Origin of the sequence: Paenibacillus tundrae (assembly GCF_030812775.1) — a bacterium.
Lineage (GTDB): Bacteria > Bacillota > Bacilli > Paenibacillales > Paenibacillaceae > Paenibacillus > Paenibacillus tundrae_A.
Genome location: NZ_JAUSTI010000004.1, coordinates 268,973 through 286,908, shown reverse-complemented (window position 1 = coordinate 286,908; position 17,936 = coordinate 268,973). Strand labels below are relative to the sequence as shown.

The following is a 17,936-nucleotide window of genomic DNA, read 5'->3' as shown; positions in this document are numbered from 1 at the left end:
GGAGTGCAGATGATGCTTCATTTTATAGAGCAAGCCCTGACCAGCTTTGTTGCTTCAGCAGCGTTCGGAATTATCTTCAACGCCCCGCGGCGGATGTTGTTACACGGCGGTTTTGTCGGTATGATTGGTTGGATCATTTATGTGGTGTTGGAGTATGCAGCCGATGCAGTTCCTGCTACGCTTGCTGCCACGATTGCAGTTGGTGTGATCAGCCAGTTATTCTCCCGGATGTTCCGTTCACCTGTCATTATTTTCAGCGTAGCCGGTATTATTCCTCTCGTTCCAGGTGGACTGGCCTACAATGCGATGCGTAGTTTTGTGCAAAACGATTATAATGCCGCTGTAGAGCTCGCCGCCAAAGCACTCATGTTATCCGGCGCGATCGCCGTTGGACTGGTATTGTCCGAGGTGCTGAATCAGATGATTCGACGTACGCCGCATTTATTCCGATCCAAAACCTAATTGCCCCAACGTTGTAGCAACAACGTAGTTAGGTTAGATTAGTTACTAAAAAACCAAGACCATGACTACGCAACATTTCGTATACATTGATCGCGTAAATGTCGCCTGTTTTCCCTATAGTTTAGATTTAAAGGCCGTTCAACAAGTTCACTTCTGAACATGCACTTGTAAGCCTACACAGATGAATTTCGGGGATACAGGCGAAGCTTATGCTCCTGATGTAACTTTCTGCTCGAATACTTTCAGGCGAAGCAATTCTTAGGAAGTCACTTTCTTCCGGAGAACTTCTTCACCTTTTCGCATTTTGGCTATGGCAGCGTACGCCTCATGACTGATGCAAACAAATTCGCCGCTGCTCCGCTGCTTGCTAGCATATAATGTTCCGCATCCGTATGATCAAACCCCATCCACACTGCTGCAGTCCACTTATTCGTATAACCTACAAACCATAGATCCCGATTGGCCTCTTTCTTCACGCCAGGCAATGCCGCCTGGGTTGTACCTGTTTTGCCCGCCACCTGATATCCATGTAATTGCGCCTTGCTTCCTGTTCCATGACTTACTACATTCTGTAGCATAGTGGTCATATCACGGGCTGTATTTGGAGAAATGACCTGCTGATTCTCTGCCTTACGTACATATATGTTCCGTCCCTGTGCATCGGTAATCTCTCGAATGAAGTGTGCGGTATTGAATCTGCCTTGGTTCGCAAATACGGTATACGCTTGAGCCATTTTCAAAGGAGATACTCCTTGATGCAATCCCCCTAGAGCACTCGACAAGTGAAGATCCTCTTGACCCAGCTCAATCCCCAAATGCGCAGCAAACTGGCTAGCACGCTGAATCCCAGTCTCGTTTAGCAACCATACTGCTGGTGCATTCACTGACTTCCGGAGTGCTTCAGTCATGGTAATTGAACCTTGATAGCGTCCTCCCAGATTACTCGGTTGATAGCTACCATATCGCACCCGTTTGTCCTGTAAAATACTATTTGCATTGAATTTCCCCGATTCCAGCGCTGGCCCGTACGCAATAATAGGTTTAAATGCCGATCCAGGCTGCCGAGCATCTCTCGTGGCCCGATTCATGTCTCCTCTCCGAGGGTTACGTCCACCCATCATCGCTTTCACTTCTCCATTTCGTTGATCGATAATGACCATGCTCGCCTGAACCCGTTCATCGGCGCGGTCATCTGTGAAGTGAGCAGATTGGCGAAACTCCTCTTCCATCGCCGACTGGGCATGACTGTTCAATCCAGTATGAATGACCCAGCCTGCTGATTGAATATCCGCTACACTTTTGCCAGTTAACTGCGAGGCCTCCTGTATGACCGCATCTATAGCAGAAGCGTAAGCAGGCTGGGGTGCAGACGAATTCATTGAAGCTGTAGTAGCCGGAGGCACATAATCTACTTTGCGGGCTTCCTGCATTTGTTTTCTCGTAATGATTCCTTGTTCATGCATAAGGGTGAGCACTACTGCACGTCGATCCTTAGATAAACCTGCGTCATCTATAGGATTATAGATGGATGGTCCTTTGGGAATCCCTGCTAGCGTGGCGACCTGCCAGAGCTCTAATTGACGCAGATCCTTAATGCCAAAATAACGCCAAGCCGCTGCCTTTACGCCATATTGCCCCTGTCCCATGTAAATCTGATTCAGATACGATTCGAGAATGTCATCCTTTGCATATTTCTTCTCGATTGCCATGGCGATGGACATTTCATTCACTTTACGCACCATAGTTTTGTCTCCATTGAGATACAGATTCCTCGCTAGTTGCTGCGTAATAGAGCTTCCTCCCTGACTTAGATCAAGGTTAATTACATCCTGTACCACTGCTCTCCCAATACCGATGTAGTCCAATCCATCATGCTTATAGAAGCGTCGATCCTCTGTAGCTAGGAAAGCCTGTTTCAATACATCCGGCATTTCGTTAAGATCGGCATGTGCTGCATAGCCATTTTTACCAGCTTGTAACCGCGTTATTTCTGCTCCCTCTGAGTTCAGAATCGTCGTTGAAGATATCTTGGAGGTTATGGCAGGATGACTTCGAATCATACGTTCACCATAGATCACCATGTACATGTATCCAATCAATAACATCATCACGATAACAACTGATGCATCAAAAGCATAATAAATTCCGCGTTTTACTTTGAAATTGAACTTCAGTCTACGCCGTAATCCGAGCTCTCCCTTAACAGTGGAGTCTTCTAGTCTAGATAATTTCTCTCGCTTGATCGGTACATGCTCTCGGGTTTGCGTTTCGGAATATTTTTCTGCAGGTCGATCATGGCTAGCCTTGGGTATCATTTCAAATTTCAATGTTAATCCCCCTTGCTCACCTGTTGGTGCAACGCTGCGACGTCGAGGGCTTGTTGAAGGCTTAATGTTTTCTGATACGTCAATCGAACCCAATGCTGGATCTCAGCCTCATCCTGGTACCGTCCTTCAATGATGGTTTCAAGAGAAGAGAGAATGCTATAGATGGTAAGCTTCACCGGTAAGTCTACCTCTACGGCGTTATCCTGCACACTTGCGCTATGCTCATTGCTAGCTATCTGTTTCTTATTCCAATCGTCCTCGCTTTCACTCCCTCCCCCATTCATTCGCTCCTGCTCCATCTGAAAAGCAATCTCGTTCAACTGAGCCGCAATCTGGCGCAGCTCTCCACCGCTCAGAACATCAACGCGTGTACCTGTCTCCCCGCTCGCTAAAGCATGGGTCATTTGGGATATACGCTGAAGGTCATCCGACATTTTCTGTGATCGAATCCAGAAGAACGTTAAGAATAAGGCTGCTCCGACGACGATAACAATAGGCCGAGTTCCAATATTATGGATTCCCCAGCGAACGAGCTGAGGTAACGATGATGTCCCCCCTGCAGACAGATGAGTAAGCACGAATCGCAACATTTGATTAACGACAAAAAGGAGCGCCACGCTAAGCAGCGCACTTGCTCCACAGATGTATATGTATCGTGATCTAACCGTACGTAGTAATGAATTCATATTCGGTATCCTCCTCAATGTAGATATCTAACTTCGATCATTGAGTTTAGGATACCGGGTACTTCTTAATAAAAATGTAACGAACTTCTTATCATTTTCTTAACATGTGTTGAATCAATAACTCTTGTATTTATGTGATAAGATCTGCTCATGGTTAAAAACAGACCTGTAATTATACTGCTCATCTATGAATGGGTGTTATGGTCATCCACTGACCGAGCACTTGCAAGTGGCGAGGTTAGTGGAAAGCGAGTCACAAAATCGGTTCTGCCCTTGTCACTATATGCCGCGATCGTGCCGTGATGTAGCTCAATCATCGATTTGGCAATGGCAAGACCAAGTCCGGTACCTCCTGTTTCACGCGAACGAGACTTGTCCACCCGATAGAAACGATCAAATAAATAAGGCAAATCCTGTGCAGGGATCGGGTCACCGTAATTGCTAATTCGCACGACAGCCTCTTCTCCTTCAAGCCCCAATCCAATCTCCATGACCTTTCCTTTGGAGCCATAACGAATAGCATTACTAAATAGATTCTCATATGCACGTACTAATTCTCCCGGTGCAGCCTCAATCCATAATGGCTCCTGTCCCCCGACAAACGCATACGTCATACTTGCCTCCTCTAACATAGGCGTAAACTCCTCGGCAAGCTGCATCAGAAACGAATTTAGATTCAGTGTTGTCATAGATAAAGGCAGATTCCCACCACTTACACGGGTGTATTCAAATAAATCATCAATGAGCTTCCTTAACGTTAGGGACTTTTCATAAGCAATACTAACGTAATAACGCATTTCAATTTCATCCTGATAGCGATCCTTCTCTATGTATTCCAGAAACCCAAGAATTGACGTTAATGGCGTTCTCAGATCATGAGACACACCTGTGATCAGATCATTTTTGGCGGCAACCGCATTCCGTTCTTCTTCCAACGATATTTGCAATTGCTCTGCCATCTGATTAATGCTGGCCGCTACTACACCAAATTCGTCCGATGACTTCACTTCAATTCGATGCGATAGCTCCCCTTTGGCAACTTCTTGTATTCCCGCAGTGATTTCATTCAACACCATGATCGTCCTGCGTGTGAATAAGAAAAAGAACAGCACAAACCCCAATACACCAATCACCATCATTAACGGTATAGAACCAATGTTGTTGATTAACCACCGTACTCCCCTTGCAGGGATCGAATAATTGGGATAGGGCTGTGCTGCCAGGATCGATTGAACAACTTTGCTGCCCCCATACAAAATAGCCGCTGTCAGTATGCCACTCAGCAGAAATGCATAGATAAATTTCCAGCGAACCGTATTAATCAATGTTGAATTCATCTCAGATACTCCCTGTTCAGATCTTTGGCAGTATATCACCGCTCATGTCCTTGCACGTTATGGCTTGAACATCTTATAGCCCACACCCCATACGGTCTGTATGAACTTGGGATGTTTGCTATCCATCTCGATCTTCTCACGAATCTTGCGTATATGCACCATTACGGTGTTGTTCGACTCCATGAATTCTTCCTTCCAGACCTGTTGATAGATCTGCTCCATACTCAGCACGGAACCCTGATGGCGTGCCAAGAGCTCCAGAATCGCAAACTCACGGGGCGTTAAACGAATAGACTGCTCGTCTACCCATACTTCATGTGTATCTGTATTAATAACGAGATCATCAATGATCAACTCATGCTCCGTTTTCTCCCGACCTTCATTAAACGTATGATACCGCCGAAGCTGGGATTTCGCTCTAGCAACAAGTTCAAGCGGATTAAATGGCTTCGTCACATAATCGTCCGCTCCAATGCTTAACCCTGTTATTTTGTCCATATCCATGCTTTTGGCAGACAACATAATGATCGGCATCTTCTGTTCTTCCCTGATCTTCATGCACGCTTCAATGCCGTCCATATTGGGCATCATGACATCGAGGATAATGAGGTCAACCCGCTCATTCTTCAATTGTGCGAGAGCTTCGATACCATCGTGTGCTGTAAGAACGCGATAACCTTCATTGCCAAAATAAATCTCCATGAGTTTAATAATTTCCTGCTCATCATCCACAAGCAGAATCGTTGCTGGATGTGCCACGGCATTGTTCCTTTCCATTCATCCCGAATCAGTAATTCTTCACATTATACCATCTAGGAATCAATCTGCGAAAATCATCATGGTCTTCCTGAACCCGCTCAATCTTAGCCATCATATCCTCCGTTTCCTCCGGCTTCACTTGTTGAATCCAGACTACAGAAGATACAAGTGCCATAGCCATATACAGAGAGTACCTACGCCAGAATAGCTCATCCGGATCTCCACCGTTGAAGTACCCCTGGATCTGTCCAATCGAATACGGCATACTTGTCTCCGAAGCAAATAGACCCAGCTTAAGAAACTCATGAACTGGATCACCCTGATCATAACGATTAAAATCAATAACTCCCGCGAACCTATCGTCCTTCACAATCAGATTCCCTGGATGAAAATCATCATGCTGGAATCGATCAGGACGGTTCTTCATACACTTCATATTCTCTTCGATAAATGTCAATATAGCCTGATCATTCCGCATACGAATAGGGCAATGATGATACTTATCTACATAGCGCTGATGCTTCATACTCTTACGCACATACCAAGATTCAGCAGGCTCCTCGATCTGCAGTTCATGCATACGCTGCAGTTGCTCTCCTGCTTCAATACCGATGCTCCACTGCTTCTGTTCGTCCATTCGAGGCAGCACTTCTTCCGCATCTTCCCCCTCGATGAAGCTAAGTAGCATATAACCTTGTTGCTCGTTCAATTGTCCCAAGCTAATTGCTTGGGGGCAACGTACTCCTCTCCGATGCAATTCCGCAATGATTCGATACTCTTTCTGCTTCACAGGCTGCTCAGACCATTCATAGCTCCGCAACAAATAACTTTTCTCTCCCGACAGTCGGATTTTGAATTTCAAGTCGGTCGAGTATCCTTTGTGAATCGGTTCAATCGCCGAAGCTCCCTGTAGTTCGGGAATCTTCGCCATCAACTCTTGTAAGATATGACCTGCATCCTGCTCCTCCATCTTGGAAACCTCCGTTGGTCTATTCATTTACATTCTTCCTGTGCAGCAAATAGTCCGCATGTGTACCTGAAAGTTAACTCACCGTTGAGTGTATCTGTTCCCCTGAAGAAACTTACCTTCTATGTATTCGATGGTTCACAAAATGTATCCTTCATTAGTCGTGCATTGGATCATACAAACCTTCTATTCTATTCAAATAACTCCACCTTCAGATCTTTCCCTGTCATGTTAAGCATTGTATACAGTTGACCTCTGTGATGGTAGACATGCCCCATAATTTCTAGCAACCATTCCAGCCGACTATACGAAGCACCCCAATACGAATCGGTCACTTGTAATAATTCCTCTGTATTAAACTGCCTATACCGCTGATACAGATACATCTGATTGTCCACAAGAGCCTGCTTGATCTGACATAAAGTATGAGGTTTGTTTTCTTCGTAAAAAACAGCCATATCCTCTTCGGACGCGCCTTCCGATATGTATACATCCGCTCGGCAGATCACCGATAGATGGGATAGCAATTCTCCAACAGGTCTCTTCCCTTCGATTGGAGTTAACTTTAGATCTTGCTCAGACAGCTGGTCACATATATCAATAAGTGAAGTCACTGCCACGTCGATATGTTTAAATGCAGATTGAATCAACAGCCACACTTCCTTTTTGTTCCATTATACAGAACATATGATCGGTTTACAACCAAGATATTCCTCCTCATATATAAACCATTGTTATCTGAAACTTAACATTTACGAATAAAAAAAGCCCCTCTACCCTCTATTAGACGGGTTTCGGGACATTTTTGTTGCTTATAGAGGTTGTTCAAAAAGTCCGCTTTTTAATTCAGTACTGAAAAACCGACCTTTTTGAACACGAAATTATAATTCATTTCTTTCGGAGACTTTCCTCTTTGGATTACACGCTTATTATACGAATAAATATGATTCTGCCTCAGCTAGAATATAAGGAGCAATACGTTTGATCGAACCGCCCTGCCAGCAGATCAGCCTTACGAATGAAAAACTGCAACTCTCCACAATCCCACCACTGGAAACCAATCTCGTCATGTGTATCAATCTTCAGCAGCAGCAATGTATCCTCAAGTTCTTGTAAGGCTCGGTTCCGATCCCCATCATAATGAGCGGTTAACTTCTCCTCACACACCTTCTCGTCATAACCATACTCTTCACCAGTCGCAATCTGAAGCAGCGCTTGATGTTCAGCATCAGGGTGCTGGCCATCAGGGTAACCAAACATCCCACCCCAGTTCTTCGAACTCGGATGATTCCAATGGGATTCGAAGTCCAGATATCGGTCGTACAGATCAATATCTGTTCCCCCTTCTTGCTGTAAATCAGGTTGTGTAACAGCTGCTGCACTCAGCGCCTTAGAGTCAACATAGGCATATGTAGGAAACTCAAGATTCGGCAGTACTGTTACGGCATGACCTACAAATTCAGCTTGTTCTAGAGCCGTGCTGCCTTCTGGTTCACGTTTTACCAAATGCCGAGCGTCGGGCTCAAATATTACACGATGTTCAATATTATAAGCGGGTTCATCCACACCAACGAAGAAATACAGCATCCCTCGTTCTGGCAAACTTCCACGCCCGTCATTCGGTGTATAAGGTGACAGATCCACAAGATTCAACTGTGCCAAAAAGGTCATCGGTACACCTTCCTGCGTTACAGGCCATTCCATTTTTTCAGGCAGATCAGGACTCCCACCAACTCGCGAATTGCCCGTTCTACGGTACTCATCAATCGTGGACACATCGAGGCGAATACCCCAGCGGCCAGATGCTAGGAGCAGGTCGGAAACTTCACCTAATCCATACTCTTCTAGTGTTTTACGAGCTTTGTTAGTCAAGCGTTCACATTGTTCAGGCTTAATCATCAAGATCCTCCCCTTCAGACAATACAATACATCTATGGTGAGACATATTCAGGTTCACACCTGTATATTCTTCCGCCAAGACATCTTTCCCTGCCTAATTGTAAAAATCAATAGAACTGAAACATAGAAGTTATAAAAAAAGACCAGCGGCATAGCCGTTAGTCTCTATTACTCTCTCGAAAAGCACGCATGTGCTCTTCTCCATCCAGAAATTCATGGGATTGATGAGCTGCCATCACCCCGTGGTAACTGATATCTAGACCCAGATCCTCCTCTTCTTCTGTCGAACGAACAGGTACAATCTTGCCAATCAGCTTCAGTCCGAACCAGGTCATGACAAAGCCCCAGACAACAAGGGCAACCAGCCCCAGCGTTTGAACACCAAGTAGTCTCCACCCTCCACCAGTGAACAAACCTCCATCGGTTGCAAATAGCCCTACCGCAATCGTGCCCCACATGCCGGATACAGCATGCACAGGAAAAGCACCTACAGGATCATCAATCTGACGACGATCAAGCCAGTTCGTAGCAGCCATCATGAGCAGACCAGATACTGCACCAATAAAGATGGCTGCTAGATCACCTACAAAGGCACAACCTGCCGTGATTCCAACAAGTCCAGCAAGCGATCCGTTAATGACAGAAGGCGCATCTGAACGATTAAAGCGGAATAACGTATACAGCAAGGTTGCTGCTCCGCCAGAAGCAGCCGATAGCATGGTCACAATGGCGATATGCCCGATCCTTACATCTGTTGCACTAAGCGTACTTCCCGCATTGAAACCGAACCAACCAAACCACAGCAGAAAGGCCCCTACCGAGGCTAACGGCAAGTTACTGGGAAGCGCAATTGCACTTACACCAAGTGGGGTGTACTTCCCTTTACGCGGGCCAATGATAATTGCAGCGGCCAAGGCAGAGAATCCACCTAAGGCATGAATGACTGCCGATCCAGCAAAGTCCTGCATACCCAATTTGCTGAGCCAGCCGCCGCCCCATGCCCAGTGTCCACCAATCGGATAAATAATCGCAGTCATTAAGATGATATATAGCAGGTAAGCACGGAAATTAATCCGTTCAGCTACCGCACCTGAAACGATCGAAATGACGGCGATGGTGAACGCAGCTTGGAACAACCAGAACGTCTCTAATGAGACAGGTACATCAATGTGAGATAAGTCTCCATTTAAGAAAAAGCCGGTAACACCAGCCAGACCACCAACATCCGAACCGTACATCAAGCCAAAGCCGATTGCATAGAACAATAATGTACCAATCGTAATGTCAGCAAATACTTTCATAATAATGTTCACACTATTTTTATAACGTACAAAGCCTGCCTCTAGCAGAGCGAAGCCACCCTCCATCAACAAAATCATGGCCGCGCTCAGTACTACCCAGACCGTATCAATTCCCGTGCTTAAACTCTCCAGCGTCATGCTTGTACATCCTCCGTTTCACGTAGCTGCCTAATCTCACGGATAGTATCGGTCGAAAGCTCAATCTCATCTCGCTCAATGCTGCTAGGATGTTGAATTTGTTCGATTATCCGATCGAGATCTCGGATTCGTCGTCGAATTTGCTCCATTTTACGAAAACGTTCCTTCACCTGAACCATATATTCTACGGCCTGATGATGCGAAGCCGGACGTCCTGCGAACCATTTGCGCACTGGAGATAAGGACTGATAGGCCACTTCTTCCGCACGTTTCTTTTGCTCAAATTGTTCGATTTTATGTTTGAGAGTCTCTATTTCGTTTTCTTTTTTGACCTTAAGCTGTTCCATAAGGTACAATAAATCGGACGATGATATTTGCAATGCTGTATGGTGATACACCTCGTCAATTACTAACATATCATGTCAGGACTCCTTACATATCAAGTTACTTGCTACCGATTATAGAATGCCATAGTCTAACCGTCAATTCTTTTTTTGGTGATGGTAATGATTGAGAGAAGCCCGTTGGATGACAGCGAGCTTTTTTTTGTATAAGTTATATTTCCCTAACAGCTTAAATACGGGGTCGAACCCTAACTCAAAACAATGTACGACATCCCTCTTCTACGTAAAAATTGTCTATTCTCTATCCTGAACCTGCTTAACAAAAAAACTCCGACACACCATTTAGGCGTATCAGAGTTTTCATGTCATATAGTTTCCCACACAATCTGTTATGGAATATTGCGTGTTCAAATAATGAAACATACTTATCTATCTATATTTTCTTACCTAAAATCGCTAGATCTCGGCTCACCCCATCTAATACAGCTACTTCTGGGTAATAGCCCCATTGCTCAAAACCATGCTTTCGCAGTAAACCTAAGCTAGGTTCGTTATGTCCAAAGACAAAGCCCAAAATAGTACTTATGCCAAGTTGTGGACACGCCGCAAAGATGGTATTCAGCAGTCGGCTGCCTGCACCGATTCCCCGACAATTTTGATCTACGTAGACACTCACTTCCACAGTCCCATTATAGGCAGGCCGTCCATAAAAAGAGCTCAGACTCGCCCAGGCTACAACCTGCCCTTCTTGCTTCATCACCCACAGTGGACGACGATCGGAAGAGTGTTCCTCAAACCACGGAATACGCTGTTCAACCGTTACCGGCTCCAAATCGGCTGTTACCATACGACTCTCAATCGTCGAGTTATAAATCTCCACAATTCTTGGCAAATCCTCAATACGGGCATATTCAATCTGCACACGATCTAACATCATCATAACGCCTCCATCATCCAGTCCAATCCGACTTTATGACGATATTATAACGGGATACAGGCGCAATCGTCACCCATAACATTTGTATAGTTGCACATAGAAGAAAACAGGCGATAGATTAAGGATTGCCGCCTTCCTATCGCATTTTGATTGAGAGATGCTCTAAGCCATTATGGGATGATGCAGAAATTACCTCGCTTGAATGGTGTTACCACGTGTTAACTGCTGACTCTGATCGGCCCAGCGAATGTTGATGGATCGGGACGTGAACAGATCAGCCCCATCAGATACTTGGAAATGCAAATGTGCTTCACTGGAGTTACCTGAGTTGCCTAACTCTCCAATGAGGTCGCCTTGCTTCACTTTATCCCCTTTCTTCACCGCTACACTCCCTTCCTTCAAATGCGCTGTAATGCTGTACTCCTCATTCCCATGGTCAATGACGACGAAGTTACCGGCTGGTTCTTCCGCATTCATCACACCCGGTGTGTTATCCGGGAGATCATTTTTAATTTCCACGACAGTTCCGTCTGCTGCAGCGTAGAGTGGCTCACCAAAAGCATAGTAGTTTTCATTTTTGGTCGGATCATCTTGATAACTGAAACCGTCTTTCGTTCGAACGATATCAAGTGCATAGCGCTGAGTCTCATGCTCATAATGGTAGTTGGACAGAACATCATTGCCTCCCCAAAATACAAACCAATCTCCCTTCATAGGGAACTGGAATTCCGTTTGGGTATACTTGTTATCTGTATCCTCATGAGGTTCCAGAGCATGAATAGATAAGCCTTCAATTTGTTTATCTGAAAAATAAGCGCGAATAGCTTTCGTTCCAGTCGCATCCTTCCAGACACGCTCAGTTAAATTATTCATTTGCACATCTACCACTTGGTCAAGCGTAGTTACCCCCTGCAAAAAACTGTCAGCAGATGATTTGAACTCCTCCAGCGATACCGCTTCTTTCAGCTCAGGGCTCATCTGACTATAAATATCATCCTTCGAACCATTCAACAATGTATCTAAGAAATTATCTGGTGTGATCACAGTTTGCACCTCTGTTCCCGATTGTTGTTCAGCGCCCTCTTGTTTATCATTTTCTTGATTTTCAACTGTTGACGTAGAATCAGATGTCTGCGCTGCGGACTGTTGCTCTGCCTGATCCGATGTCACGGAACTGCTACAAGCAGAGAGAATCATACAGGCCGCCAGTGACATTGCAAATAACTTCCAACTCTTCTTTGTCTGTGATCTCACTTGTGTAGCATAGCTTGATTTCGAATCTGCGGTTGCTTCATCTGGCCGTTGCCTGATGCGATCAAATGCTTCATGTATCTTGTTCATTGTTCCACACCCCTTATTAAAATCGTTATCTCTTGGATTAACTCTACACAATGAATCTTATCCTGCGTCTAACATATGCTTACACCTAACATAACTCTTTGACTTCCACGGAACTCATAATTAAGATTCTGTTAAGATAGCGCATGCTCCAGATTACTGATCTTAGTGATATGATGAACGGAGCCAGACAGAAGCCTAAGGAGGTCACTTTCAAGCATGAATCACGTCTCATTACTCCTTGTAGATGATGAACAAGCCATACTACATATGCTCCGCACCGTTCTGCTGAAAGAGCAGTTTATTGATATCGATACCGTTACAACAGGTGAAGCAGCACTCGAAGCCTGCAAAAGTAAAACCTATCATTGCATCGTGCTCGATGTCATGCTTCCAGGGAAAAGCGGACTCGAAATCTGCCCATTTCTGCGCGAGGTAACCGATGCACCCATTCTGTTCCTCACCGCCAAAACAACGGATTATGACAAGTTAACTGGATTCGCTGTGGGCGGTGACGATTATGTTGTCAAACCCTTTAATCCACTCGAAGTCGTCGCCCGAATCAAGTCACTACTCAAGCGTTACTTGCCTTCAAAAGTAGCGAACTCCTCAAACAGCTTAATCATAAAAGATGACGCAAATACGTCATTTCTAAATCCAAAAGAAGACGTATATGATTTTGGACGATTTCAGGTGTTGGAACAGGCCGGAGAGCTACGAGTCGAGGGAATGACCGTTACCTGCCCGGCACTTGTATATCAATTGCTGCTCTTTTTCTGTAAGCATCCCAATCGTATTTTTACGAAGTCTGAATTATATGAACGGGTCTGGGGATCAGAAGCCATCAGTGACGACAATACCGTTATGGTTCACATCCATCGCATTCGGGAACGAATTGAGGCCGACCCTTCCACCCCAGAGCTCCTAGTCAACGTACGAGGTCTTGGATACAAACTCATTAAGCCTGAAAAGGTTCCTCAATCATGAGCATTCGGCGCAGATTGATGACCCGATTTATCGGTATGCTCGCTGGCGCAGTTCTTCTAATTGTGGTACTTGGATCAGCAGCGACATTCTGGGTAGTGCAGAAGTTGAATGAAGTGAACCTAGTCGATGATTTTGCGAGCACGGGTCTAGATCAACTAATTGATACCGCAAAAATCTCATCTGATGGCACGGTTCACTATGATCCCGATCTCCTGAAGCAGGTGGAGCAAAACCAGGGATGGCTGCAAATGCTTGATGATAAAGGTAGGGTTATCGATGCCTTTCATACCCCTTCCGATATTCCGACTCACTATGCTCCAGGAGAGCTAATTGCTTATTGGCAAGGAATTAAGCCATTTCCTTATCAGATCGTCATGATGATTCGAGAAAGAAACGGCATTGTTTTTACATTGTTATATGGAGAACGGAGTCTAGCCAAACCCTTACTTAACGAGGTTCATCAGACTAGCACCTTTACCAACGGCAAGCTTGTCATCGCACCAGAACAACAAGCGTCCATTCGTGCTGACAAGGCCTATCTTCAACTATTGGATTCCTCCGGCAAGGAGCTAGAATCCTTTAACAAACCTACAATGGGTGTGCCGAGCGAGTATAACATTCAGGATCTCGTTTTGCGTGCCCGCTACCCTAGCCGGTATGGAGCATTCACAGCCACTTTATATGATGAACAGACTAGAACGACTTGGATGATTAGTGTCCCCAGCGGTTTGTCGGCATTAGAAGATGAGAGAAATCCCTATACGTTTATATGGGAGCCGGCGCTGCTGGTGTTGGTTCTGTCCGTAATTATATTATTAATCCTGTTGGCTCTATGGTACGCCAATCGTTTTGGCTCCCCAATGCTGCACATGCTTCAATGGCTACAACGATTGGAAAAGGGTCATTACGAAGAGCCTACTGGACTCAATGGTATACCTCGCAGTCAACGACGTAATGGCAAATGGAAGCGGAAATATCGTGTGTATGCCGAAGTGCTGCACTCGATGCAAATGTTATCCAGCACGCTAAAACAAGACGAGGAACTTCGCAAGCAAACGGAGTCTCTTCGCGAGGAATGGATTGCAGGCATCACACATGATCTAAAGACACCTTTATCCTCTATACAGGGTTATGCCCATATGCTTGAAGCGGATAAATATAGCTGGTCTCAAGAGGAAGTACGGGAGTTCGCGACAATCATGTTGGACAAATCGATGTATATGGATCGGTTGGTCAATGATCTTGCTATGACTTACCGCTTACGCAGTGGTGGATATCAACCAGACGTGGAACGAACTGACGTGAATACGCTACTTCATGATCTCGTGCTACGCGCTGAACGCAATCCAGCCTATGGACAAGGTCGCATCCAGTTTCAACCAGCACCGACTCCTGTCTATGGGCAAGTCCACATTCCTTCGTTTGAACGAATTGTAGATAATCTGACCGCCAACGCCCTGCTGCATAACCCTACAGAGACCGAGCTCATCGTCAGCGTGCATGCTGGGCAACGAGACGGAGACTTCAGCATACAGTTTGCCGATAATGGGAGAGGTATGGATGCGGAGACGGTATGGAAGTTATTTGAACGTTATTACCGTGGAACTGATACGGGAACTCCTGATGTGGGATCGGGGCTGGGTATGGCTGTGACCAAGGGTCTGATTGAGGCGATGAAAGGTCGAATTGAAGTGCATTCCGTACCCGAGCAGGGCACACAGATTCGATTGATCTGGGACGGGATTTCACACGACTCTCCAAATAAAATCACTTGACCTTTGAATTTTCAATCTATATAATCGACACTCAAGTAACACCTGTTTCCCAAAAAATTGATATGGAGTCCTCCACTTTGGACGGATGGGCCTTATCATTTCGTATATTTGGCGATGACCAGAGACATGATTCCGCTTGCGTGCTGCCCAGAGAGAGAAGGGATTGGTGAAACCTTCTTCAGCGAACGAAGCGGCGTTACCCCTCTGCAGCCGTGATCTCGAACCACCCTTTTAAGAGGTTGTTCAAAAAGTCCGCTTTTGATTACGAAGGATGCCCTAGCGGCATCTCAGCATCGTAGATGGGATTCAGCCGAAATAAGTGGAGGCTTACGAAGCTTGTTTCCGTAGGAAATAATGTAGTTGCTCACGTAGCTTAATCTACGCTCCGCTACTCCATTTCTATCTTCATCCCATCTTCTTGGTACTGAAAACCGACCTTTTTGAACACGCACTTTAAGCGACGAGTTCCTATTCGCATTTGGAGCTTACATGGGCCAGTAGAGTTCACCGCCTAATCCCCGTTAACGGATTCCAATGAGGGTTATGATGTTTCCTGTATCCGGCGGCTGGCCGAATAAGGATAGCTTCATAACCAAATTAGGGTGGAACCACGAGCTAAGCGCACTCGTCCCTTTTCCGGGACGGGTGTTTTTTGCGCTTCTAATTTGAAAATTGGAGTGTGGTTCACATGAATAATCAGGAAAAATCCAGTTCTTCTAGCCAAGCAAAAGCAAAGGAAGCCAATCAGCCAAATCAGCATATCGAAGTTCGTCTCCAAGGTGGATCCGTACGGGATTACCATGCGGGCATTACTGTGGGAGAGGTCGCTTCGTCCATCCGTATTAGTCTGGGCAAGCAGGCTGTAGGAGGTATTGTGAACGGGCAACCTGTCGATCTGGATCGGCAGCTTGAAGAGGATTGCGAACTTATTATCGTTACACTCGAAAGCGAAGAAGGTCTTCACCGTTATCGTCACACTACTGCACATATTCTGGCTCAGGCAATCAAACGAATTTACGGTGCAGAGCACGTAAAACTTGGCATCGGTCCTGTCATTGCAGATGGATTCTATTACGATGTGGATCTGGAGCACGCCCTCTCCATCCATGATCTCGCGGTTATTGAACAGGAGATGCACAAGATTGTACGGGAAAATTGGAAGATCAATCGCCGCGTCGTAAACCGCGAACAGGCTCTTGAGCTTTTTGCCGACATGCAGGATCCATATAAGCTAGAGTTGATTCACGATTTACCCGCGGACGCTGAGATTTCCTTGTATGAACAAGGTGAGTTTATCGATCTATGCCGAGGTCCACATCTTCCGTCAACTGGTCGCATCAAAGCCTTCAAGCTGCTTCATGTAGCAGGCGCATACTGGCGTGGTAGCTCGGACAATAAAATGCTTCAACGGATTTATGGCACTGCCTTTCCAAACCAAGCACAACTGGATGAGCATATGCACATGCTTGAAGAAGCGAAGAAACGAGATCATCGAAAACTAGGCAAAGAGCTGGAGCTCTTCATGTTCTCGGAGGAAGCACCCGGCATGCCGTTCTATCTACCCAAAGGCATGACTGTCCGTACTGAGCTGGAGAATTTCTCCCGTGAATTACAGCTACAAGAAGGATACCAGGAGGTTCGCACTCCGCTCATGATGAATAATCGGCTGTGGGAGCAATCCGGTCACTGGGAGCATTACAAAGACAATATGTACTTCTCTGAAGTGGACAATGCTACGTTTGCACTGAAACCGATGAACTGCCCAGGGCATATGCTAATCTTCAAAAACAAGCTTCATTCCTATCGCGAATTACCCATTCGCATGATGGAATTCGGTCAGGTACATCGCCACGAATACTCGGGTGCGTTAAACGGCATGATGCGTGTACGGACATTCTGTCAGGATGATGCTCATCTGTATGTCATGCCTGAACAGATCGAAGAAGAGATTAACCGCGCAATCTCGTTGATTGGACGTATGTACGATATTTTTGGTTTCGAATATAGCATCGAGCTATCCACACGACCGCAAGACTCCATGGGGTCAGAGGAATTATGGGACCAGGCAGAACGTGCACTGCAAAATGTTCTGGATCGGCGCGGAGTCAGCTACCGTATTAACGAAGGGGATGGTGCATTCTATGGTCCCAAAATTGATTTCCATATCCTTGATGCATTGAAACGCAGCTGGCAATGCGGAACAATCCAGCTTGATTTCCAAATGCCAGAGAAGTTCGATCTCACTTACATTGGTGAAGATCGTATGAAGCACCGTCCGGTCGTCATTCACCGTGCCATCTACGGTTCCATTGACCGTTTCATCGGCATTCTCACTGAGCATTTTGCCGGTGCATTCCCTCTATGGCTTGCGCCCGTACAAGTGAAACTGCTACCAGTCTCAGACCATTACGCTGAGTATGCTCTAGAAGTTCAACAAGCGCTGCGAGCAGCAGGAATTCGCGTAGAGACTGATTTGCGTAACGAGAAACTGGGGTACAAAATTCGTGAAGCTCAGATGGAGAAGGTTCCCTACTCCCTCGTCCTTGGCGAGAATGAGAAAAATGCCTCGTCAGCCTCTGTCCGTGCGTACGGTCAGGGCGATCAAAGCATTCAGCGGATAGACGATCTGATTCAACAAATTCATGAAGCTGTGCAAGCCAAAAAATAAAACATCCGACA

The 17,936-nt window shown here is 45.8% G+C and carries 15 protein-coding genes; 4 read left to right on the top strand and 11 right to left on the bottom strand.

Features of this window, described 5'->3' with window-relative positions:
* Window positions 1-12 precede the first annotated feature (12 nt).
* Window positions 13-462 (top strand): threonine/serine exporter family protein, encoded by a 450-nt coding sequence (locus J2T19_RS09540; protein ID WP_056699357.1) that lies wholly within the window; start codon window positions 13-15, stop codon window positions 460-462.
* Between the two features lie 308 nt (window positions 463-770).
* Here J2T19_RS09540 and J2T19_RS09535 read toward each other — a convergent pair whose 3' ends face one another.
* The 11 genes from J2T19_RS09535 to J2T19_RS09485 all read right to left on the bottom strand — a co-directional run bounded on the left by J2T19_RS09535 (window position 771) and on the right by J2T19_RS09485 (window position 12,498).
* On the bottom strand, window positions 771-2,789 hold the full coding sequence (locus J2T19_RS09535; protein ID WP_307215055.1) for a transglycosylase domain-containing protein: 2,019 nt from the start codon (window positions 2,787-2,789) through the stop codon (window positions 771-773).
* 2 nt (window positions 2,790-2,791) lie between these two features.
* Entirely contained in the window at window positions 2,792-3,475 is a 684-nt protein-coding gene (locus tag J2T19_RS09530) for a HAMP domain-containing protein (protein ID WP_307215053.1), read from the bottom strand.
* Window positions 3,476-3,660: 185 nt separating this feature from the next.
* Window positions 3,661-4,812, bottom strand: coding sequence for a sensor histidine kinase (locus J2T19_RS09525; protein WP_307215051.1), 1,152 nt, complete (start codon window positions 4,810-4,812; stop codon window positions 3,661-3,663).
* Window positions 4,813-4,869: 57 nt separating this feature from the next.
* Window positions 4,870-5,589, bottom strand: a complete 720-nt coding sequence (locus J2T19_RS09520) for a response regulator transcription factor (protein WP_186381017.1) — start codon at window positions 5,587-5,589, stop codon at window positions 4,870-4,872.
* A gap of 10 nt (window positions 5,590-5,599) precedes the next feature.
* Window positions 5,600-6,568: a phosphotransferase family protein gene (locus J2T19_RS09515; RefSeq protein ID WP_307215048.1), complete on the bottom strand. Its 969-nt coding sequence runs from the start codon at window positions 6,566-6,568 to the stop codon at window positions 5,600-5,602.
* A 161-nt stretch (window positions 6,569-6,729) separates the two neighbouring features.
* Complete coding sequence (locus J2T19_RS09510) at window positions 6,730-7,197, bottom strand: DinB family protein (protein ID WP_307215046.1); 468 nt, start codon at window positions 7,195-7,197, stop codon at window positions 6,730-6,732.
* A gap of 295 nt (window positions 7,198-7,492) precedes the next feature.
* On the bottom strand, window positions 7,493-8,437 hold the full coding sequence (locus J2T19_RS09505) for a YwqG family protein (protein WP_307215044.1): 945 nt from the start codon (window positions 8,435-8,437) through the stop codon (window positions 7,493-7,495).
* Between the two features lie 158 nt (window positions 8,438-8,595).
* Window positions 8,596-9,876: an ammonium transporter gene (locus J2T19_RS09500; RefSeq protein WP_145050685.1), complete on the bottom strand. Its 1,281-nt coding sequence runs from the start codon at window positions 9,874-9,876 to the stop codon at window positions 8,596-8,598.
* Window positions 9,873-10,292 carry a hypothetical protein gene (locus J2T19_RS09495; protein WP_307215041.1) on the bottom strand — a complete coding sequence of 140 codons (420 nt, stop codon included), beginning with the start codon at window positions 10,290-10,292 and terminating at the stop codon, window positions 9,873-9,875. The genes J2T19_RS09500 and J2T19_RS09495 overlap by 4 nt, the downstream gene beginning before the upstream one ends.
* 361 nt (window positions 10,293-10,653) lie before the next feature.
* On the bottom strand, window positions 10,654-11,157 hold the full coding sequence (locus tag J2T19_RS09490) for a GNAT family N-acetyltransferase (protein WP_307215039.1): 504 nt from the start codon (window positions 11,155-11,157) through the stop codon (window positions 10,654-10,656).
* Between the two features lie 189 nt (window positions 11,158-11,346).
* Window positions 11,347-12,498, bottom strand: a complete 1,152-nt coding sequence (locus J2T19_RS09485; protein WP_307215037.1) for a M23 family metallopeptidase — start codon at window positions 12,496-12,498, stop codon at window positions 11,347-11,349.
* Between the two features lie 216 nt (window positions 12,499-12,714).
* Between J2T19_RS09485 and J2T19_RS09480 the strand changes: the two genes are divergently transcribed.
* The 3 genes from J2T19_RS09480 to thrS all read left to right on the top strand — a co-directional run bounded on the left by J2T19_RS09480 (window position 12,715) and on the right by thrS (window position 17,925).
* On the top strand, window positions 12,715-13,482 hold the full coding sequence (locus J2T19_RS09480) for a response regulator transcription factor (RefSeq protein WP_307215035.1): 768 nt from the start codon (window positions 12,715-12,717) through the stop codon (window positions 13,480-13,482).
* Window positions 13,479-15,257, top strand: a complete 1,779-nt coding sequence (locus tag J2T19_RS09475; RefSeq protein ID WP_307215033.1) for a sensor histidine kinase — start codon at window positions 13,479-13,481, stop codon at window positions 15,255-15,257. Before J2T19_RS09480 ends, J2T19_RS09475 begins: the two co-directional genes overlap by 4 nt.
* A gap of 688 nt (window positions 15,258-15,945) precedes the next feature.
* Window positions 15,946-17,925 (top strand): threonine--tRNA ligase, encoded by a 1,980-nt coding sequence (gene thrS, locus J2T19_RS09470; RefSeq protein WP_307215031.1) that lies wholly within the window; start codon window positions 15,946-15,948, stop codon window positions 17,923-17,925.
* The last annotated feature ends 11 nt before the right edge of the window (window positions 17,926-17,936 follow it).